The organism is Vagococcus sp. WN80Y (assembly GCF_059621045.1).
In genome coordinates this window covers 41,027-62,955 of record NZ_JCAQHY010000167.1, presented here as the reverse complement: position 1 = coordinate 62,955, position 21,929 = coordinate 41,027, and the positions used below count along the sequence as shown (strand labels likewise).

Annotated in this window: 17 protein-coding genes and 2 pseudogenes; 3 read left to right on the top strand and 16 right to left on the bottom strand. The window is 38.8% G+C overall.

Annotated elements, in window-relative coordinates; genetic code table 11:
• Positions 1 to 22 precede the first annotated feature (22 nt).
• Positions 23 to 1,330, top strand: coding sequence for a xylose isomerase (gene xylA, locus AC5KOD_RS16595; protein ID WP_496915694.1), 1,308 nt, complete (start codon positions 23 to 25; stop codon positions 1,328 to 1,330).
• A gap of 76 nt (positions 1,331 to 1,406) precedes the next feature.
• Entirely contained in the window at positions 1,407 to 2,900 is a 1,494-nt protein-coding gene (xylB, locus tag AC5KOD_RS16590) for a xylulokinase (RefSeq protein ID WP_496915693.1), read from the top strand.
• A 100-nt stretch (positions 2,901 to 3,000) separates the two neighbouring features.
• On the opposite strand, the gene AC5KOD_RS16585 is transcribed toward xylB, so the two are convergent.
• Positions 3,001 to 4,137: a glycoside hydrolase family 88/105 protein gene (locus AC5KOD_RS16585; RefSeq protein WP_496915692.1), complete on the bottom strand. Its 1,137-nt coding sequence runs from the start codon at positions 4,135 to 4,137 to the stop codon at positions 3,001 to 3,003.
• A gap of 45 nt (positions 4,138 to 4,182) precedes the next feature.
• Positions 4,183 to 5,490 carry an ABC transporter substrate-binding protein gene (locus tag AC5KOD_RS16580; RefSeq protein ID WP_496915691.1) on the bottom strand — a complete coding sequence of 436 codons (1,308 nt, stop codon included), beginning with the start codon at positions 5,488 to 5,490 and terminating at the stop codon, positions 4,183 to 4,185.
• 205 nt (positions 5,491 to 5,695) lie between these two features.
• Between AC5KOD_RS16580 and AC5KOD_RS16575 the strand changes: the two genes are divergently transcribed.
• Positions 5,696 to 7,357, top strand: a complete 1,662-nt coding sequence (locus AC5KOD_RS16575; RefSeq protein WP_496915690.1) for a peptide ABC transporter substrate-binding protein — start codon at positions 5,696 to 5,698, stop codon at positions 7,355 to 7,357.
• Positions 7,358 to 7,411: 54 nt separating this feature from the next.
• Here the strand turns inward: AC5KOD_RS16575 and AC5KOD_RS16570 are convergent, their stop codons facing one another.
• The 14 genes and pseudogenes from AC5KOD_RS16570 to deoC all read right to left on the bottom strand — a co-directional run bounded on the left by AC5KOD_RS16570 (position 7,412) and on the right by deoC (position 21,922).
• On the bottom strand, positions 7,412 to 8,422 hold the full coding sequence (locus AC5KOD_RS16570; protein ID WP_496915689.1) for an LPXTG cell wall anchor domain-containing protein: 1,011 nt from the start codon (positions 8,420 to 8,422) through the stop codon (positions 7,412 to 7,414).
• 944 nt (positions 8,423 to 9,366) lie between these two features.
• Positions 9,367 to 10,290 carry a LacI family DNA-binding transcriptional regulator gene (locus tag AC5KOD_RS16565; RefSeq protein WP_496915688.1) on the bottom strand — a complete coding sequence of 308 codons (924 nt, stop codon included), beginning with the start codon at positions 10,288 to 10,290 and terminating at the stop codon, positions 9,367 to 9,369.
• Positions 10,291 to 10,292: 2 nt separating this feature from the next.
• The gene (locus AC5KOD_RS16560) at positions 10,293 to 10,565 is read right to left on the bottom strand and encodes a hypothetical protein (RefSeq protein WP_496915687.1); all 273 of its coding nucleotides are present in this window, start codon (positions 10,563 to 10,565) and stop codon (positions 10,293 to 10,295) included.
• 168 nt (positions 10,566 to 10,733) lie between these two features.
• On the bottom strand, positions 10,734 to 13,415 hold the full coding sequence (locus tag AC5KOD_RS16555; protein WP_496915686.1) for a cation-translocating P-type ATPase: 2,682 nt from the start codon (positions 13,413 to 13,415) through the stop codon (positions 10,734 to 10,736).
• 306 nt (positions 13,416 to 13,721) lie between these two features.
• Positions 13,722 to 13,889, bottom strand: a complete 168-nt coding sequence (locus AC5KOD_RS16550) for a hypothetical protein (RefSeq protein ID WP_496915685.1) — start codon at positions 13,887 to 13,889, stop codon at positions 13,722 to 13,724.
• A 42-nt stretch (positions 13,890 to 13,931) separates the two neighbouring features.
• Positions 13,932 to 14,498, bottom strand: a complete 567-nt coding sequence (locus AC5KOD_RS16545; protein WP_496915684.1) for a DUF3592 domain-containing protein — start codon at positions 14,496 to 14,498, stop codon at positions 13,932 to 13,934.
• 129 nt (positions 14,499 to 14,627) lie between these two features.
• Positions 14,628 to 15,236: pseudogene (locus AC5KOD_RS16540) on the bottom strand (AAA family ATPase).
• A gap of 2 nt (positions 15,237 to 15,238) precedes the next feature.
• Positions 15,239 to 16,105, bottom strand: a complete 867-nt coding sequence (locus AC5KOD_RS16535) for a class II fructose-bisphosphate aldolase (protein ID WP_496915683.1) — start codon at positions 16,103 to 16,105, stop codon at positions 15,239 to 15,241.
• 24 nt (positions 16,106 to 16,129) lie between these two features.
• Positions 16,130 to 16,537 (bottom strand): tetratricopeptide repeat protein, encoded by a 408-nt coding sequence (locus AC5KOD_RS16530; protein ID WP_496915682.1) that lies wholly within the window; start codon positions 16,535 to 16,537, stop codon positions 16,130 to 16,132.
• Between the two features lie 33 nt (positions 16,538 to 16,570).
• Positions 16,571 to 17,859 (bottom strand): annotated as a pseudogene (locus tag AC5KOD_RS16525) (PTS sugar transporter subunit IIC).
• A gap of 23 nt (positions 17,860 to 17,882) precedes the next feature.
• On the bottom strand, positions 17,883 to 18,188 hold the full coding sequence (locus AC5KOD_RS16520; protein WP_496915681.1) for a PTS sugar transporter subunit IIB: 306 nt from the start codon (positions 18,186 to 18,188) through the stop codon (positions 17,883 to 17,885).
• A 64-nt stretch (positions 18,189 to 18,252) separates the two neighbouring features.
• Positions 18,253 to 20,331 (bottom strand): BglG family transcription antiterminator, encoded by a 2,079-nt coding sequence (locus AC5KOD_RS16515; RefSeq protein ID WP_496915680.1) that lies wholly within the window; start codon positions 20,329 to 20,331, stop codon positions 18,253 to 18,255.
• Positions 20,332 to 20,526: 195 nt separating this feature from the next.
• Positions 20,527 to 21,177, bottom strand: a complete 651-nt coding sequence (rpe, locus tag AC5KOD_RS16510; RefSeq protein WP_496915679.1) for a ribulose-phosphate 3-epimerase — start codon at positions 21,175 to 21,177, stop codon at positions 20,527 to 20,529.
• Between the two features lie 34 nt (positions 21,178 to 21,211).
• Positions 21,212 to 21,922: a deoxyribose-phosphate aldolase gene (deoC, locus tag AC5KOD_RS16505; RefSeq protein ID WP_496915678.1), complete on the bottom strand. Its 711-nt coding sequence runs from the start codon at positions 21,920 to 21,922 to the stop codon at positions 21,212 to 21,214.
• Between the last annotated feature and the right edge of the window lie 7 nt (positions 21,923 to 21,929).

The following is a 21,929-nucleotide window of genomic DNA, read 5'->3' as shown; positions in this document are numbered from 1 at the left end:
TAAAAAACTTGGAGGTATTACAATGGAATTTTTCCCTACAATTAGCAAAATTAATTTTGAAGGTACCGAAACTGAAAACGATTTCGCATTCAGACACTACAATCCTGACGAAATTGTTCTCGGAAAAACAATGAAGGAACATTTACGTTTTTCAATGGCTTGGTGGCATACATTAACACAAGACGGTTCAGATCCCTTTGGTGCTGCTGTCAATCAACGAACATGGTTAACTGATGATCCTATGGAAACAGCTAAAAATCGTGTTGAAGCAGGCTTTGAAATCCTTGAAAAATTAGGAATGGACTACTTCTGTTTCCATGATGTAGACATCGCACCTGAAGGCAACTCACTACAAGAATTTTTAACTAACTTAGATATCATTAGTGACTTAATTAAAGAAAAAATGGATAAAACTGGAATCAAGCTACTATGGAACACAGCTAATATGTTTACCAATCCACGCTTTCTTCATGGCGCTGCCTCTTCATCTAATGCAGATGTCTTTGCTTATTCTGCAGCACAAGTCAAAAAAGGCCTAGACCTTAGTAAAAAATTAGGGGGACAAAACTATGTCTTCTGGGGTGGTCGCGAAGGCTACGAGTCTCTACTAAATACTGATATGATGTTAGAGCAAGACAACATTGCCCGTCTTTTCCAAATGGCAGTGGATTATTCGAAAGAAATTAATCACCATGTTCAATTCTTAATTGAGCCTAAACCAATGGAGCCATCTAAACATCAATATGATTACGATGCTGCTACAGCAATGGCTTTCTTACAAAAATATAATTTACAAGACTATTTCAAATTGAATTTAGAAGCTAATCACGCTACCTTAGCAGGCCATACTTTTGAGCATGAAATCTATGTCGCTAGATGCTATGACGCTCTAGGTTCACTAGATGCTAACCAAGGCGATGTTTTATTAGGCTGGGATACAGATGAATTCCCAACTAATATTTATGATACTACCTTAGCAATGTATCAAGTCCTAGAAAATGGCGGAATCGCCCCAGGTGGAATCAACTTCGATGCAAAAGTTCGCCGCTCTTCATTTACCATGGACGACTTATTCTTAGCACATATTGCCGGGATGGACACCTTTGCTCGTGGTCTAAAAGCTGCGGCAAAATTGAAGGAAAAACGCTTCTTCGATAAGGAAATTGAGCGTCGCTATGCTAGCTACCAAACGGGAATTGGGGAATCAATTGTCGCTGGTAAAGAAACACTTTCCTCTTTAGCAGCTTACGCTTTAGAAAATGACCAAATTACTAACGAATCAGATCACTTGGAGTTACTAAAATCTAAACTTAATGATTACTTAGTATAACCAATTTTATAGGCTAAGGCACACTTAAAGATAGTCTGCCTTAGCCTTTTGACTACTTTACAACGGAGGTTTTATAATGAGTTATATTATCGGAATCGACTTAGGCACAAGCTCTTTGAAAGGAATTTTACTCGATAAAAAGGGCACGATCCTCACTACGAAACAATCAGCATACGACTTACTAACACCACAAGTTGGCTTTAGTGAACAAGACCCACACGTTTGGACTGATGCCTTAGAAATAGTTCTACAACAACTTCTAAAGGAAGTCCCAGAAGCCGCCGAAAAAACAGCTGGTATTAGTTTTTCTGGCCAAATGCACAGTTTAGTATTACTTGATGCCACTGGCAGTCCACTACGTCCTGCTATTCTATGGAATGACGTCCGAACAACTTCTCAGTGTCAACAAATCATGGAACAGGCTGGTGAGCAAGTAATTGCCATCACTAAAAACCGAGCATTAGAAGGCTTTACACTACCAAAAATACTTTGGGTTAAAGAACATGAGCCTGACATTTGGAACCAAACTGCGCAGTTTCTTTTACCAAAAGACTATGCTGGCTTCTATCTAACAGGCAATCAACAAATGGAATATTCAGATGCTGCCGGTACCTTACTTTTAGATGTTGAACAACGAACATGGAGTCAGCCATTAGCAGAGCAATTTGACTTATCTCTCGATATATTCCCCAAACTAGTTGAATCTTCAGATGAAATTGGGGTAATTAAACCAGAACTTGCTAAAAAATTAGGCTTCACTTCAGAGGTTAAGGTATTTTCAGGTGGCGCTGACAACGCCTGTGCCGCTTTGGGTGCTGGCATCACTCAGGAAGGAATGGCCTTAGCTAGTATCGGAACTTCTGGGGTCTTCCTTTCCTATGAAAAAGATGGTCAAGCAGATTATCACGGACAACTTCATTACTTTAACCACGCAGCTAAACAAGCTTACTATTCAATGGGGGTCACCCTTTCCGCTGGCTACAGTCTCAATTGGTTCAAAGAGACATTCGCACCTGATAAAAGCTATGATCAATTACTTGAACACTTAGCGGAGATGTCAATTGGAGCTGACGGTTTATTGTTTACTCCCTACATTATGGGCGAACGAACGCCACATGTTGATAGCCAAATTAGAGGAAGCTTTATTGGGATGGGCGCTCGCCATACTCTCGATCATTTTGCACGAGCGGTTATCGAGGGAATCACATTTTCCCTGAAAGACTCGCAACAACTGATGCAACAATTGGGTGGTAAAAACATCGAAACCCTTATTTCAGTAGGTGGTGGCGCAAAAAATAGCACATGGCTACAAATCCAAGCAGATATTTTCAACACGACCGTAACTACTTTGACCAGTGAACAAGGTCCTGCATTAGGAGCCGCGATGATTGCCGCAGTCGGCGCAGGTTGGTACCCAGATATGGCCGCATGTAGCGCCGAATTGGTGCATTACGGCGAAAGTTATACACCTATCACGGAAAATGTCACTCTCTATCAAGAGGTTTATGCCCTCTATCAACAAGTTTATGGTGCAACAAAAGACCTTTGTCACGATTTAGTTGGACTATAATCCCTCCTAAGTCTATCCCAAAAATAATCAGCCAGTTAAAAGATGAGCCCCCTCTCTTTCGACTGGCTGATTTTGGCTAAACATCGAGACGATACTCAGTTCATCTATCTGATAAAGTCCCTTTTCTTTCACTTCCCTTTAACACCTCAATAATAGCTAACGCAGTCAATCCCTGACCATATGACATAGGAGCTGTCACTATCTGCTTATAACTAGCTGCATTTTCACCAATCGGAGTGCCCGCTGAAACACCTAGAACCTCGCCATTTTCCGATACTCTTGATAGAATTGCTTGAAAAGAGTCCTCCAAAAGAGCCAATGTCTCTTCCTCAATCCAGCCGATTTGTGCGCCTTTATAAAGCCCCGCAACAATTGCCGCTGAACCCGAGGTTTCCGTATAGCTCGTAAAATCATCTAATACAGTGTGCCACAGACCATCAGCCGCTCTAAGTTTCAGTAAAGACGTAAGTTGATTTTGCCAAATCCCCTTGACATAATTAACCACACTTTGACTAAATTTCCCCTCTCCCAATCTTATAATTTCTGGCGCCGCATAGGTGAACCAAGCGTTCCCTCGACACCAGTATACCTCACTAAAATTATCCTCACGCTGAAAGCTCCACCCATGATAAAACAACCGATCTGTTTTATTAAATAGATACTTAATATGAAGCAATAATTGATACTCTACTTCTTCAATGTATTGCTCATTTTCTTGCTCGACACCCATTCTAGTCATAAAAATTAACGTCATAAACAGTGTATCTAACCATATTTCCCCCTCATTCAATTTTATCTCGTGCTTCGTCTTACCAGAAGTGACATGCTGAAAACCACCTTCCTTGGTCTTTGGCAATCCGATTAACAGCCACTCACACCACTCTGTACAAAAATTCAGCAACTCTGGATAAGTTGACAATGAGATCAATGGAGCCGTTGTATTAATATTTTTCTGAGGCAAGCCTAACTTAGTCTGATTGCTAAACCAATTCAGCAAATAGTCCCCGTACTTTTCTGAAGAAATAACCTTATTATATTCGGCTAAGCAATATAAGCCAATCCCTTGGGGCCAGTCCCATTCCTCCATCCCAAAATCACGAGAAAAGTAGCCAATCTTCTCAGCCTCTTCACCTAATTGTGACCACTCTTTCTCTTTACTTGGTCGATCTAATTTCACCAAACGATCCAATACATTGTCTAAGGTTTTTACTAAAAGCATCCGATCCTCTTTATTCATTTTTCTGACTCCTTCAAAATTGAGCTATTCTCCCTCTTTATTCTATTAATAATTCTCATTAAAAATTTCCTCTGCTTTTTCAATAAAACTATCATAAGCCTCTGCTGGCGTCATAGTTGAGTAAGTTATTTCAGCATATAAATCTTTAAAATGATTGTTTAATTCTGAAAAGCCAATTGGTGGAACAGGTGAAGCCTCTCCCACAATATCAGCCACTTCAGATAAATAATCAGCCGTTCTTTTTTCTGTTTCTGACATCTCTGGATATAGCAATTCTCTAACTTTTTTATTTGCGGGAATTCCACGCTCCGTCCCAATAATTTTGACAGCTTCTTCGTCATTAATAAAAAAATCAATAAATTTAGCAGCCTCATCTTTTACTTTCGAGGTCTCAGCCATTGAATAGTAAAAAGTTGGGCGGTAATAAAGTGCCCCTGTTCCTTTAGCGCCATAAGGTAACTCTAAGGATAGCTCAACCCCTTCAACAGCCGATTCCTGATACGTAACAAACTGATTAGACCATGTTTGTAGGAAACCCGCTTGCCCTAATGAAAAAGGATTCTCATCAAAGCTCTTTAAATTTCTGACCACTTCAGCAGTTGGGAGTGAGCCTGACTCGGCTAACTGTTGAATACGTGACATATATCCTTCAAATGTTGGTCTAGTAAATCCTAAAACAGGTTTCCCAGACTTATCATAGGTATACAGTTCTTCTCCTTTCGTTCTTAGGTAATACTGAAACATGACCGAACTATCTGAGTCGTCAATAAAACCATAGCCGTCTGTTTTTTTATGAACAGCTTCTACTCCTTTTACCAATTCTTCAAATGACCAGGAACTATAGTCAATTGCCACTTTTGCTTCATCTAACAGTGATTGATTCACCAACATTGCTGTAACGTTCATACTAGGCGCAACCGCATAAAGCTTATCACGCAAACGAGCCGTCTCAATCAAACTCTCATCAATTTCTGATGTTTGAATACCACCTGCCGTATTAATAAATTCACTCAAATCTGATAACTGATTTTTCTCACCATACTGAGCAACATAGGCTGCATCCATCTGCATAATATCTGGTAGCTCACCTGCTGCAGATTTTGTGGCCAACTTTTTCCAATAATCATCCCAAGCAGAATATTCAAACTCAATGGTTACCTCAGGATGTCTCTTTTCATATAACTCAATGGCTTTTAAGTACTTTTCATGACGGACCTCTGATCCCCACCAGATAAACGAAATCTTGGTTTGATCATCGCCTTTTTCCGCCTTCTTTGCCTTTTGGCTACAAGCCGTTAAGAACACCACCACTAACAAAAATAAGACACCTATTTTCTTCATTCTAGTCATCATCGTCTACTTCCTCCTTTTTGTTATCGCTTACAAATCAGTTTATGTCATGTGACGCCATCTGAGAATGCAAAAAACGGATGAAATAGTTTAAAATTCGGATATCTTTAGTTAAAAGCTAACATACGTATTCACTTATTCCCAATATAACTCCTCCACGTTTTTTAGTACAATAAGACCTACGCACCAAAAAAAGGAGTTGGGAAAAATGAAAAAGCATCCATTTTTATATCAGATTGGTCTTATAATTTTTGCAGGGGTATTAGTCGGTTGTTCAACACATTCTGAAACGAAAACAAACAGTTCCACAAATAACCAGACTAATTCGGCCAAACAAGAAGTCACCTTAGCAAATGCTCAAGAACTCAATACAATTGATCCCTCAAATGCGATTGACGCAAATAGTCGGATTGTTATTAACAACATCTATGAAGGTCTTTATCGTCTTGACGAGGCCAATCAGCCTGTACCAGCTGGCGCCACTGAACTGCCCGAAATTAGCGAGGATGGATTAGTCTATACCATCAAACTGAACGATAAAGCCACTTGGTCTGATGGAAGCAAAGTCACAGCAGATGATTATCTTTATGCTTGGAATCGAGCGGTGACCTCTGAAAGTGCCGCAGAAAATTTACCTTATTTTACCAATATAAAAAATGCTAGCGACATTATCGCAGGCAAAAAAGATGCCTCCGAATTAGGCGTCAAAAAAATAGATGAGACAACCGTTGAACTAACACTGCATACAGCCAGTAGCTACTTCTCATCTTTATTAGCAAATCCCCCATTCTTTCCATTAAATAAAGCTTACACCGAAAAACAGGGAGATTCCTTTTCATCAGATAGCGAACATGCAATCTATAATGGCCCTTTCACACTTGGTAATTTTGCTGGACCAGGTATTGGAAGCGGCTGGACCTATTACAAAAATGAGCACTATTGGGATAAAGAGCAGGTCAAACTAGATAAAATAGACGTTCAAGTTATCAAAGAAACCAACTCAGGCATTGATTTGTATAAAACTGGAGACATTGACCAAGTCGCAATATCAGGAGAATATGTAAAAAATGAAGTCTCAGATACAGGCTTTGTCACAGAAAATGCTCCAACTATCGCCTTTTTTGGTTATAATCACACCAATAAAATTTATCAAAATAAAAAAATCCGTCAGGCAATTTCTCTAGTCATTGATCGTAATACTTTAGTCTCAACTATTTTAGGAGACGGATCAACGGTTGCTACTGGTATTATTCCACCTAAGTTACAAATTAACTCAGAGACAGGCGAAGACTTCACAAAAGCCGCCGGTAATTTAGTAAAAACTGATACGACTGAAGCCAAAAAGCTTTGGTCTGAAGCGAAAAAAGAGCTAAACATCGATACTTTAACTATTCGTTTGATCTCCTTTGACTCTGATCGGATGAAAAGTCTAGCAACTTATATTCAAGGAACGGTGGAAGAAAATCTCACTGGTGCTAAAGTTGAGGTTGCCATCAGTCCTGTTGGTGTCTTCATCGACCAAGCGACTAAGCAAGACTTTGATATTTACATGCCAACATGGGGAGCAGACTACGCTGATGCTTCAAGCCTACTTAGCCTATTTCAATCAGATTCCGCTAGTAATTGGGGAAAGTATAGCAATAAAGAATACGATAAGCAATTAGCCGAAGCCAATAGCATACACGCCAACCAACCAGACGCTCGCTGGAATAATCTACAAGACGCGCAAAAAATAATTCTTGAAGAAGCTGGAATCACACCAATCTACTTCCAAAGCAGCGCATTTTTAAGAAACCCTAAATTTAAAGGAGTTGTCTATCATACAACAGGCCCTAGCTTAGATTACAAAACTGCCTATCTAGAGGACTAAAAAACAACCCCCTTCACCTAATGACCGATCGTAGGTGAAGGGGGTTGCTATGCTTTAATTGTCTTTATTAGCTTTTCTTCGCTTTACTAATACAATAATAATGCCAATAATAAGTAAGCCACCGATAATTGAGAAGGCCCATTTAGCCTTTTCCTCACCTGTTTGTGGCAATTTTAATAAATTACCTTTTTGGTTCTCCTCTTTTTTGCTAGAATCTGATGATACGACAGGAGTCCCTTGATCCTTTTTTGAATCAGTTGTACTGGTATCCGTTGAGCTATCTGCACCAATTCCTCTTTCCGCATTGTAAATAATTAGACCAATTCTACCTGCAGGTAAATCAGTCCCCTCAGCTTTCATTCGATCCTCAACTGTTTGTAAGTAATTGAGAATAGCTGTTAATTCCGTATCATTTACTGTTTTTGCAGAATAAAAACTGCTATTAGAAGGGTATAATGCTTGCAAATAGGCTTGAAGTTCTTTTGCACGAGGAATCATATCTGAAAAACTAGTAAATCCCTTCGGATCAAATGATAATTGCGCCAACGCTTTGTCTAAAGAAACAGTCTTATCGACAAAAAGAGCTTTTAAAAGTCTAACATAAGAACTCATATCCATTCCTAACGTATCCTGATTGTATCTCACAAATAAAGTCATCGTATCTTCCAACTGACGATCAGAATACTTATCCAGCTCCTCTTTTGTAATCCCCATATCACCTCCATCCAACAAATTTCGTCGGATGCTGCTTGCTGAATAGTCTTCATCTAAATCAATGTCCTCACCCTTTTTTTCACCAACCTTCTCCTGAACAAAGGACTCGACCCCTTCAATAATCGTATCGACATCTTCTTTCGTAGCGGATGACTCTGGAACCGTTTCTTCTTTTGTCGATTCCTCCGAGGAACTTGCTTTAACTTCCTCTTCACTTGTACTACTTTGAGTAGTTGAGACTTCTGTGGCTTCAGTTGCCACTGTGTCCTCCGCATAAGTTAAATGACTAGCTCCAATAAAAAGTACCGACATTCCTACTAACATACTCAATTTCACAAAATTCTGTTTCATTTCTTTCACCCCTTCGTAATCTTTATGTAACAATCGTAACATAACAGTTACAATAAAAATAGTCATTATTTGAAAAAATGATTCATTTAACAAATTCTTTACTTTTAGAAGCAAAAAAATCCTTTCCCTCCTTAGATTTATTATCTAAGAAAAACAAAGGATAAACTCGATTTTTTTTACTGCCCAAAAAACAACACTCAATCACCTAAGGCTTCACGAATCGCCTAATTTTCATGAACGTCTTTATCATATAACTAGCACACATCTCATAAAACAGATGTAACAGTCCTTGTTATTTTTGAAAAGGAGGAACCCAAAATCATGCGTGATGCTATCACGCATAAAATAACAACTAATTGTTATTCAGATTCATTTAAAAAAAACAAAGCCACCAATGCATGAAATCATCACGCATTCTCTTTTTTTACAAAATATTTCGTTATTAAATTACAGACTAAACGGCTATCTATCTTGCTTCATATAAAATATAGTTAATAATCATCGTTATTCTCTAAAAAAAGAAACCCAAAATCGTGCGTGATGCCATCATGCATAAAATAACAACTAACTATTTTCAATTCATGTTTTAGACAAACAAAACACTTAATGCATGAAATCATCACACATCCCTTAAATTTCACAGATTATTGTGCCATATAATACCAATCTAGTCCGATAATTTATCATTAGCCTACGGTATCCAAATTTTCAATCCCTTAGGATTAATTTGTATAAGTGATTATAGCACATAGTTACAGAGTTTACTGCGTTATCAGCTATATTTGGGAATATAGCACAAACCTGACTTAGCTAAGAATGACTAAGGTTAAGAATAGCGCTAGTATCAGCTTCCTTGGCTGCCTATTCAATGAAATGTGCACATTTTATTAAAAAATCTCCCTACAACAACTTGTAACAAAGTCTTTACAAATCGTTACCTACCATTAGCGCTGAATAAACGTATAAGGCATCTTAACCTGATCAAGACGTTCTTCATAAAATAACTGGAAAGCCATTTCACCACACTGGACCACATGATGATCGATTGTTGAGAATCCCATGATGTCACTCACTAATAAATTATCTCGCCCAACGACTATCGGCGCTATTTCTTTATCATACGCTCTTAAAATGGCTGCAGCAACTTCATCCCCATTTGTGAGAATCCCATCAACATTCTGCTCCTTGAAAAATTCAGCAGCCCTTCCACCGTCTTCAACTGTCAAACACTCCCAAAAAATCAGGGAATCATTAAAGTCTGGAAATAAATCATGACATAACTTTATTGTCAGTAAAGAATTTCGACTAATTCGTTGTTTTCTACCGAGAGTAATGCCCAAGCGCTTAACCCCCTGCTCTTTTAAATAAGTCAAGGCCTCTCGCAAGGAGCCCTCGATATCTATGTATACACAGCCGGCCTCAACTACTTGGGTTTCTTCACAAAAAATAATCGGGCCATACTTAAAATAAGGAACGAAGCACTCACTCTGATTAGCTCGTGTTGCAACAAGTAACCCATCAAATTCTTTCGTAGCAAACTCATTGAGATAATTTAGCTCCAATTGCTGATCAAAATTAGTTGGCAATAATGTAATTTTATACGAATGAGCAAAGGCCGCCCGTGTCATACCGCTCAATAATTGATCAAAGTACGGATAATTAGTAAAAGGAATAATAATCCCAATATTCATCGTTTTTCCATAGCTTAAATTTTGAGCCATTCGATTAGGCACGTAGTTTAACTCTTTCATAACCGCCAAAACTTTTTGTCGCTTTTTTTCATCAACATGAGGATAATCATTAATCACTCGTGAAATCATCGAAACTGAATATCCGGTTATTTTCGCAATATCTCTAATGGTGGTCATCCCTAATTCCTCACTTTTTCATATAAGTTCCTCTCTAAATAGTCTAACATACCTAAGCCTTGATTATAAATTCGATAGTCTTCTTTTTCATAAGTAAATGTCAATTGTCGGCTTCCTAAAAGCTCTATGCGATACAAATCTTGAATGTCGGCCAGCCTAATTTCTCTTGTAATGGCCTTACGTAGCCCTTGTTGACTTCGCAGAATCATCACATTATCTGATATGTAAATGAAAACATGCAGGTACATATCACCAATTTTTACATACGTATTCATGGTTAATCTCCTCACTTTCATTTCGTTAATTCTAGTATAACGGATGAAACGAGTTTCAATGCAAGACTTTTCTCTCCTAATAAAGACGTTTATTTAAAACAAAGAGATTACATACAACACACGGATAAATAAATGGGACTGTGACATAAGTCACAGCCCTCTTTTATTTCACGTCTGACGGAAGCTCATTGTTTTTTTAGCAGATCTCATTTCATACCAGCCCAAGCCTAATTTAGTCACTTCCATCAGCGCTACCGCAATAACAGCCAAACCAATACTCATCATCACATGCTCACTAGAAAAACCAGCAGGAATAGCAAATATCCCTCTTAAACCTGGAATTAACGTCAAGCTATAGAGCCCACCACAAACAATTATCGCTAAAAGTACAAGCCTATTAGCAAAAAATCCCGCCTGCCAAGCCGTTTGAGTATTGGAACGAGCTGGTAAAGTTTGTAGAGTACGACTCCAAATCAAAGTAGAAAAAGCCATTGCGACCCCAATTTCTGCTGATTCCTGACTTCCTATCCACTGAGCTAATATCACTACTAATGAAATCAAGATCCCGCGATAAGTCACTGCAATCAGTGTCTTACCTGAAAAAATGCCACTCTCGGGATTCCTCGGTGCTCGCTTCATTATCGTTGGCTCCGATTTTTCCATTCCTAAGGCAATCGCAGGTAACGAATCATTCACTAAGTTGATAAACAATAATTGAAGAGCTGTGAAGGGATTGTCCCACCCCATAATCAACGCCACAATAATTGCGATAATCGCACCTAGATTACCAGCAAATAAATATGCAACAGCTTTTTTTATATTATCAAAAACATTGCGCCCTACTTCAACCGCACTAATTATCGAGGCAAAATTATCATCAATTAGCACCATCGCCGCCGCTTCTTTCGCAACATCTGTCCCGGTCCCCATTGCAATCCCAATATCGGCTTGCTTTAGCGCAGGTGCATCATTGACTCCGTCCCCTGTCATAGCAGCAATTTTACCTTTATCTTGCCACGAACGAACGATTCGAATTTTATTTTCCGGTGACACCCGAGCATAGACTGTCACTTTTTCTAAAATATCAGCTAGCTCTGGTTCTGTCAGTTGATCTAACTCAACACCAGTCAACGCCTGATCTCCTTCCTCATAAATCCCAATATCTTTCGCAATTGCAACAGCCGTTGTCTTATGGTCACCTGTAATCATCACTGTTTTTATTCCTGCTGATTTGGCTTCTTTTACCGCTTGAAAAACTTCCTCGCGAGGTGGGTCAATCATGGCTAACAGCCCCACAAACACCAAATTATTTTCATCCACTAAACTCACTTTTTTATGAGAGTCCATCGGCTTATATGCAAAAGCCAATACTCTCAGTGCTCGCTCAGCAAATTGTTCATTTTTCTCATATAAGGTCTGACGGTGTGCCTCTGTCAACGGAACTATCTCACCATTTACAACCATACGGTTACTTCTTTCAATTACAATATCTGGACCACCTTTAGTCATCATCACCCATTCACCATCATCCATAGAGTGCAGGGTAGACATTAGCTTACGCTCCGAATCAAAGGGTAATTCCCCATGTCGAGGATACTGCTTTCGACTATCTTTGGCTGATTGTTGACGTTTGTCACCAAAATCAACCAAAGCAACTTCGGTCGGATCTCCCATGTAAGAGCCATCATCCGAAATTATCGCATCATTTGTTAATAAGCTAATTGCCATTAATCGACGCTCTGCTAGGGACCAATTTTCAGAAGATTTCTGAAAGCTCTCAGCTTGTCCAAACACATAAGTATCAACTACTGTCATTTTATTTTGAGTTAACGTTCCAGTCTTATCTGTACAAATAATACTAGCCGAACCGAGTGTTTCAACAGCAGGTAACTTACGAATAATCGCTTGCTGCTTAGCCATTTTTTTCGTACCAATCGACAACACAATTGTTACGATTGATTGCAACGCTTCAGGAATAGCTGCAACTGCCACCGCTACAGCAAACATAAAGGCATTAACAACTTCCTCTACTAAATTTCCTGACGGATCTCCAAGCAATAGTCTTCCTAACTGAACGCCTAAAATAATTAACGATAAGACTAAAATCGCTAAACTTAATTTTTTGCTAAAACGATCTAATCCTTTTTGTAAAGGTGTTTTGTGAGACACTGTATTTTCTAACAAGTCAGCAACTTGACCTATTTCTGTTTGATTACTCGTCGCTGTAACCAAAAATTTACCGCGCCCATAAGTGGTCACTGTACCACTAAAAACCATATTTGAGCGATCACCAATCGGCAATGTCTGAGTTAATTCAACCACCTTTTTTTCGGCGGGAACTGATTCTCCTGTAAGCATTCCTTCGTCCACTTTCAAAGATACCTCTTCTAACAAACGTCCATCCGCGGGGACATAATCTCCCGCTTCAAGAATAACGATATCCCCCACTACTAACTCTTTTGCTAAAATCGATTGCTCTTGACCTTGGCGAATCACTTTTGCATCTGGGGCAGACAAGTTTTTCAAGGCTTCTAAAGACCCTTCCGCTTTCTTTGTTTGCACCACACTCACAACAGCATTTAACATCAGTACCGCCAAGATTACGATTGATTCAACTGGCGCCCCCATAAGCATTTGGACAATGGCTACAACTAACAAAACCATCACCATCGTGTCTTTAAAGGTCGCTAAGAAAAGGCTGAGACTTGATTTTTTTGGCGCTTCCGCTAATTGATTAAACCCATCTCGGGCAAGCCTTTTTTCGGCATCCGCCTGTGAGAGCCCTTCTGGTTGACTATTAAGTTCAGTTAAAAGCTTGGTAATTGATTGCTGATAGACATTTTTTTTCATATTAATTCTCCTAAAATTAGTTTTATTCGGATTAGAAACTAAGGTTTACATGATCCACCTCCAATTTAAAATAAAAAAAAATGAGACCTAAAACAAGAAAATTTCTTGTTTTAGGTCTCACCATTTCATTCGACACCAGAAAATCACTCTCATGATTAACTTATTGTTGATACCGACGCAACATTACAGTTGCTGGTTACTCCCCTAAAAGGGATTTATTAAGTTCTTCAATAGAATACCAGACTCATTTTTATTTAGCAATCCTTTTGCTTACCATCCAAATAATAAGCGCCAAGAGCTAGCCGGTTATTTTTCATTTAATTTAATGGTAATCGTTTCTGTCGTTCGCTCAGTGTATAGTTGCTTTGAGCAAGCTGGACAATAATAAGCCACTCGCTTCGGTTTTGGCAGTTCCTCACCATATACTTTTTTTAGCATGCTGAAACACTGCTTGCATTGAAACTCATCTTTCATTAGCCTATTCTCCTTTTCAACTTGTTAACTCTTCCCTGCTAATTATACCTCAAAGACATTACCGACACTACCATCGACATCAACAAAATAATGCTTAATATTATTACGATCATAGTAGACTGTTACTTGCCCATCCACCAAATAGGGTTCTGGGTTCCGTCTCAATAAACCACTCTTAAACAAATAATGATCCCCTGTATTTGTTGTATGTGCGCAAACTAGACGCATCGTTCTGTGATTATTCACCCGAACCACTGAAGGACTAAAGTCTACAACATCTGCTACTAATTTGATTCCCTCCGCCTTCAATCGACTAGCCACTCTTTTTTTATAGCTGGCTCGCCCAATAAAAATACCGCCAATAATTGTTAATAACAAGCCAACACCACCAAAAGCTAATAAAAATACCAAACGAAAAATTCGTACATTTTCTTCTGAATAAGGCTGAGCAACACCATTAACCGTCATATTGAAATGGTCCCCATCAATAGACACTACTTGCATAAAACCGCCGATACACGCAAAAAGAATCCCCATCCCAATAAAGATAAACCCTACCCAACCAAAGGTATACAAAAAACTCTTTTGCTTAACATCTCTAAACTCCATCTAACTTTTCCCCTCATTACTCATTTATTTAACGTTTATTATATCACAAAATAAACAACTCTCGATAGTCCATTCTTATATAGCAAAAAGACTAAAGAGATCACAGAGCCCTCTAGCCTTTTTACTCATTTAAGCAAGTTCAATTTTTAATCGTCTTAACAGTTCATCGTAATTAACTGTTGAAAAATCACTAACATCTACTTCAAAGAGTTCACCTAAACAAAACTGATTATACTCTCGATCCATAATAATCTTGGCAAATGCCGCTTTGTCGATAGGATTATCAACCTAAGTTCGATCAACCAACTTGTCATCAGCCTGATAATGAGTCATCAGATGACTAAGATGGCGATCCTCAGCAAGATCACGGACCCGTCTTCGTTGCCACAAGCTCTCAAAATCGGCGACTAATCTAATCGTAATAACCTTATAGCCATGCAAATTAGTCAACTCTTGTAAGCGAGACTTCTGCTTATAGCTAAAAGGATACTCTGATACAATTACTTTTTTTCCTGCCGTCATGTATTGTCCCAAAACAGTGTAATAAAACTGCCAGACTTCTACTTCAAGCTGAGCCTTTTCAGCCAAATTTTTGAAGCCAAACTTATCCGCGTACATCTCCTTAACTTCGTCTGGGGTAATCAAGAAAAAATCTGGAATGATCGTTCTTAACTTAGACACAAGGTACGACTTGCCAGTTGCCGGAGGTCCTGCTAATAAAATCAACGTTCGCTTCATTTTTAGTGACCCAGATTAGTCGGTTGATCCAGATTCATAAACAACTTAATTTTATGTTTGACAATCTCCTTGACCCGTTCATTAGCAGGAATAACATTGTGGCGCAACGATTTGTTAACCGTGGTTTCTGCAAAAGAGTCCTTGGCCGTTTGTGTCCAGTTAACCAAAAGTTCAGTTCCCACATTAAATTTACGAATCCCATTAGTGATTAATTCTGGATAATCTTCTTCCTTTACTCCCGTTCCACCATGAATGACTAAAGGCACATCAACAACGGCATCAATTTGCTTGAGTAACGGAATATTGACCTCTGTTTTACTTTTAAATTGCCCATGATTCGTGCCAATCGCAATCGCTAAAGCATCAACACCAGTCGCTTCAACGAAATGAACTGCATCTTCTGGCTTTGTGTAAACTTTGTCATTTTCTTCGACATGAATTCCTTCCTCGGTTCCACCGATAGTTCCTAACTCCCCCTCTACACTCACACCATGTTCATGAGCATACTTAACAACCGCTTGAGTTTTCATAATATTCTCTTTGAAAGGCAGATGAGAACCATCGTACATGACAGAAGTGAAGCCACTATCGATTGCCTCCTTAATATCAGCAAAATCACGGGCATGATCCAGATGCAGCACCGCATCTACCATCTCAGTTTCTGCTAACTCTTTAACAACCGCCACTAACACACTCATCCCAATATACTTGGCTGTATCAACACTTGTTTGAATAATGATTGGCGCTCCCATCTCTTTAGCGCCTCGAATCATTTCTGGTAGCATCTCTAAATTGTGAGTATTGAATGCTCCGACTGTAAAATTTAACTCTTCTGCTTGTTTAGTGACATCTTTTAAGGTTGTATACATCATAAAACTCCTTCAACTTTTTATTTAATGATTTATTGTGTTATTTCGTGCAATTTGTCTTAATTCGTCCATTTTCCCCATCCATCTGTCAATCCCATCACCGTCTCCTTGATAAGCTGACTCCGAGCGTTTTTGATTGTATAACATCATCAGCTTCTTATAGCCTTCACCGATTGACGGCTGACAAGATAAACTTTTTTCTAAGGTTTCAATAGCTTGGGCATCTCCCAAGTCAGCTTGTAACACGCCTAATTTTTCATACATTTTTGCTAAGTCCTCTGGCTCTGACTGTGACCCTTCCAACAGCTTCTCAAGCTCCGCCTCTATCGCTATGATCTGTTGCTGCAACGCCTGCTTTTCTGCTTCACTTAGCGCCTTTACCTCTAACTCACTTTGTTCCGCTTTTACTTTCTTTTTGAAAAAACCAAACACAAGATCAGCTCCTTTCACTAGCTTAATTTTTCGTTAGATAGCCTTTAAGATGGGGCTAAGAATCCATGCATAAAGTAACGCAGCCATTACAGTGTCAACATCTGTTGCGGTGGCATTGATAAAGCCCATACTATTAAAGATCGTGACAAGAAGTGCTGGTAGCAGGGTAATAAAGAACCCATGAGCAATCCCCCCAATAATGGCACCTCGTCGCCCCCCACTTGATTCCCAAAAATACCTGCAGTCCCACCAGCGAAGAAATTTGTCAACATTCCTGGCAAGATCATCGCCAATCCAAAATTTGGCAGAACAAACATGGCAATCACCGAACCGATTGTTGTTGTAATAAAGCCTAAAATAACTGCATTAGGACTATACGGGAAAAAGACAGGACAATCTAAAGCTGGAATCGCATTAGGAACAATTTTCATGGCAATCCCTCTGAAAGCTGGCACGATTTCACCTAGTAATAAGCGAACCCCAGATAACAAGACATAAACCCCAACAACAAATTGAATCGACTGAATAAAAGCAAACATCAAATAGTTTTGTGAGCCTGAAAGGGTTGTTCCAAATTCTGAACCAGCAAAAGCCGCTGTAATCACAAATAATGGCACCATTACAACCATCAAGGACAAGTAGGTATCTTGTAAAAATTCAAAGGCTTTTGGCAACTTAATGTCCTCAATTGATTTTTTCTTATCCCCTTTTTCACCAAAAATATAAGCAACCCCTGCTTCAAACAAGTAACCAATCGTACAAAAATGACCTAGTGCTATATCATTTGAGCCTGTCACTTTTCTAATAATCGGCTGAGCAATCGCCGGCATCGCAACAGCAAAAATCCCTCCGACTAAGCCACCTACAAGTATTAATACAGCACCTCTAAGTCCAGCAAAATAACCAAAAACGGTCGTCATCGTCGCCATCCATAGAATTGCTTGACCTGTTAAAAAGATATATTTCCACTTAGTAAAGCGGGCAATCAAGATATTAAAAGCAAAGATTGCCAAGAAGGTAAGAGCAATATCACTTCCCAAACCAAGCTCATTCATCGCTTGTCCATTAATTGCCTCAATCGACGGAATGATCCCCTGCATCGCAAAGCCTTCTGTAAAAATCTGACCAAAATAAATTAAACTCCCAACGATAATTCCTGAACCTGCACTAAGAACTTGAAACCCTAGCATCGTTTTAAATGTCCCCGAAATAATCTGACCAAAGGATTTTTTCTGCAATGACAAACCCAGTAAAGCAATTAAACTAATGGTAATAGACGCTTCTGTCAAAATATTATCAATAATAAAATTTACAATTCCCATCTTCATGCTCCTTTATATTTTTTTTAGATAAGTCCTTTTTCCTTTAAAATAGGTGTAATTTTTTCTTCAATTTCAGCTTTCGATACAATATTTCGCAAATACATTATCGTTGTTTGCGAGTCGTCAATGGCATACTTTTCAAATTGAGATCGAAAATTTTCGGCCGTAATAATTAAATCTGCCTTCATTGAAACTGCAGACGAGATGTCTGTATGATCCAACTTAGCTTCCACGCCCAATTTGGTTAGCACATCCTCCGTTGACATTTGAGCCGCAAAACTGCTTCCTAACCCAGCACCACACACAAATAAAATAGTTATTTTTTCCATTCTACTCCCTCTTCTTCCTTTGATTTTTTTATCATCCTATCTAACGCTATCCAAATGCCCTCCTTTATTTCTCATAGAGAATATCTTGAAATGCTTGTTTATTAGTTGCTTTTGTCAACCGTTCTATTTTGGCTTCATCATGAATTAGAGCCACCAAGTTTTTCATGATATTCAAGTGCGAATAACTATCAACGGCTGCTAAGCAAAAAATAATTTTAACTGGATCATTCACCTCATGACCAAAGCTAATCGGCTCAGCCAAGGTCAGCACGCTAATTCCTAATTTATTTACCCCATCCTCTGGTCTCGCATGGGCCAAAGCCAAGTTTTTACCTATGACAATATAGGGGCCAAATTCCTTTAGTGACTCGATCATCGCTGTCACGTATCGCGGTTCAATAACCTGCGAAGTAACCAGTGGTTTAGCTACATCCTCAATAGCTTCCTGCCAACTGGCTGATGGTACATTTAAAAGGATTCCTGATTCATTTAGTACATCTTCTAGCATGGGCTGTATCTCCTCTTGATTAATTTTAAGTTGATGATTCATAAAGGTTTGTTCGACTTTTTGATAAATATCCTGTGTGACTGTCCCACCACTTAACTCAATAATGCTCAACAGTGAAAATAATAAACTCGTGCCATTCCGCGGCTCATTAATCACTCGTCGCAATTGTTGATGTTCAATTAAAAACTGTTTGATCCGCATTTTATCCTGTTCGCGTAAAATCGGATTCAGTAACAAGGTAGGTAAGATGGGTTGTTCTATGCGGACTGTCGAGAACAGTAAATCAACGTCAATCTTTTTCAGCACCTCAAGCTCTCGCGAACTCAAAATGGCAATAACCTCGATATTGAATAATTCCTTTAAGTTCTCTGCCAACAAATGGGCCGTTGCAGTACCATAATTACACACGACTGCCGTTTTAAAGATATACTCCAATTCCTGATTAATCCGACTCTCCGAGGTCGAAAAGTAAATAGTCAGAAACGCAATTTCATCTTTGGTGATCCTATTCTTAGCTACTTCTTCAATCGCTGGTACGAAACGAACAATCGATTGATAAATTTCAGGATAGTTCTGCTCAATATTCGTTCTCAAGGGGTTGGCCACTTGAAAATTAGCCTTCATTCGGTGCAGTAATCCTGTCAAATGTTTGTACAACCCTTCATATAATAATTCTTCTCGACGACTAAAGGGGATCTTGGTTTCCTTTTCCACATGTTGGATAAGCTGTATCGTCAATAATTGAGCTTGAACCCACTCAATTGAATTAGTCATATCCTTTTTATTAAAACTTTCTAGAATAAAAGCCACATAAATCCTCTCATTAAGGGAACATTCTAAGCCAAATGCTGACATCACTCGGTCAACAAAGGTTACAATTTCTGATTCTTTATCAAAAGAATGATCCGATAGTGTCTTAGCAATCGTATTTCCTAAGCTAACACGACTCAACCAAATTGCTGTAAACAACAGTATCTGCTTGCGGTAAACATTTTCTTCTTTAGCAGAAATCACTTGATCATAGATTTCATCTAAGCGATAAAAAGTCGCTCTAGGAATGTAAGTAAATAATATTTTTTCTAGCAGACTCTCGTCCACTTCATCTAGCTGATACTCAACAACACCAATCACCGTCACCACTATGTCATAAAGCATCGTGCGAACCGTTCGCTCAACGCCACTTAACAAAATTCCTAGCTTTGGGACGCTCACAACATCGATGGTGTATTGTTTTAATTGCTGGCGTAGGCGGCGCATATCCTCATCCAAGGTACTTTTAGACACTTGATACTCCGCCTCTTTTTCATACAGCAAGGTCGGCTGTTGTCCAAGTCCTATGTCCAAAATTAAATCAAACAATCGTTCTTCTGGCGTAAAATAAACGGACTCTGACAAGCCTTCAATTACCGTTAATAAGGCCTGTTGTTGCCCGACATCAACAGCTAACTTCAACCCTTGTCCACGTTTATTTCTTATTAGCTCAAACTGACTTTGGGCTAAAAACTCATTAATTTCAGTCACTTCATTTCTCAACGTCCTAGTGCTCACGCGAAACTCATCTGAAAGCCTCTCAAAGGTAATCGGCTCTTGGTTACTTATGAAATATTTGATAATTTGAATCGTCCGTTCTTTCATGTCATCACCTCCGATTAAGTTTATTATATAGTCGTTAGAAATAATATATCAGTAGAGATTATTGCCACATGACTTGGCAACAATGTAAGCGGTCTTTATTTTGAGAAAAAAAATAGGCGTCAAGCCCTTGGGCTGACGACCTATTTCATCAATGTAAACTTGAATGCTCGAGTCACTCCTTAAACAAGTGTCTCATTATAATTGTCGAATCTGCTGGATCACCTCTGAATATTCCATTTCCCCTTTAAATAATGCGGAGGTTCCTAAGATAAATCCCTTAACACCTAGCTGAAACAGAGTCGCTATCCTTTCTCTAGAGATAGCACCATCAACTAATACCTGATAATTATTTTCTTCAGCACTTTGAATAAACATTGGGATCTTCTTATCAACATGCTCTACATACTTTTGTCCCGCAAATCCTGGGTTAACCGTCATAATTAAAACATAATCGACCATCGGTAATAGTTCTTTGACACTCTCGTAAGAAGTATCAGGATTAACTGCAAGTCCCGCCTTTTTCCCTAGACTGCTAATTTTTTCTAAAGTTCTCAAAGAATTAGTTTCAGCCTCTGAATGAACATAAATAATATCGGCTCCACATTTTGCAAACAGCTCCACATAATCAGACGGCTTATCAATCATTAAGTGCACATCAATTAGTTTATCAGTATGCGCCCTGATCGTTTGTAAATCTTGAATCCCCATCCCAAAGTTAGGGACAAATTGGCCATCCATAATATCAACGTGAAAACTATCAACCCCACTAAGTGTCAGCTTTTCTACCTCTGCAGCTAATGTATCAAAATCTGCACACATCATCGATGGGCATAAAAGTTTTTCCATCTAAATAGCTCCTTCTCTAATTAGTTAATTTGGCTCATATTTCTATATATTCAAGCCCCTCTTCTTTAAATTTAGTAGCTAGACTATCTAATATTAACATGCCAGAACTTGTACCAATTCGTTCTGCTCCTGCAGCAATCATGGCTAAAAAGGTCTCGACATCGCGAATCCCACCAGCTGCCTTAACTTTTATAGACTCTCCAACAACCTCTTTCATCAACGCCACATCCTCCACTGTTGCTCCAGCACTACCAAAACCAGTAGACGTTTTAACAAAATCAGGTTGAACTTTTTTAGCCACTTCCGCTACGTTTCTAATTTCTTCCTTTGTTAAGTAGCAGGTTTCAAAAATTACTTTAGAGATCACTTTATATTTTTTACAAATCGTCACAACTGCTAACATTTCCTTTTCGATATACTTATAGTTAGCTTCTTTTACTTCGGTCAAATTGATTACATAGTCAATTTCGTCAGCGCCATTTCTAATAGCATCTAATGTCTCTTGCTCCTTTGCTTCAATTGTCGTTTGCCCTAGTGGAAAAGCAATTGCTGCCCCGACATGAATATCCGTTCCTTTTAGTTCTGACTGACAAAATTTCGTCTGTACTTGATTAATTGCCACCATTTTAAAGTGATAGCGTTTTGCCTCATCACATAGTAAGCTTAAATCGTTTCGTGTTACAGCGGTTTTCAAATTAGTGTGATCGACTAGTCTAGCTAAGTCATCCAATGTATATTTTTTCATCATTTTC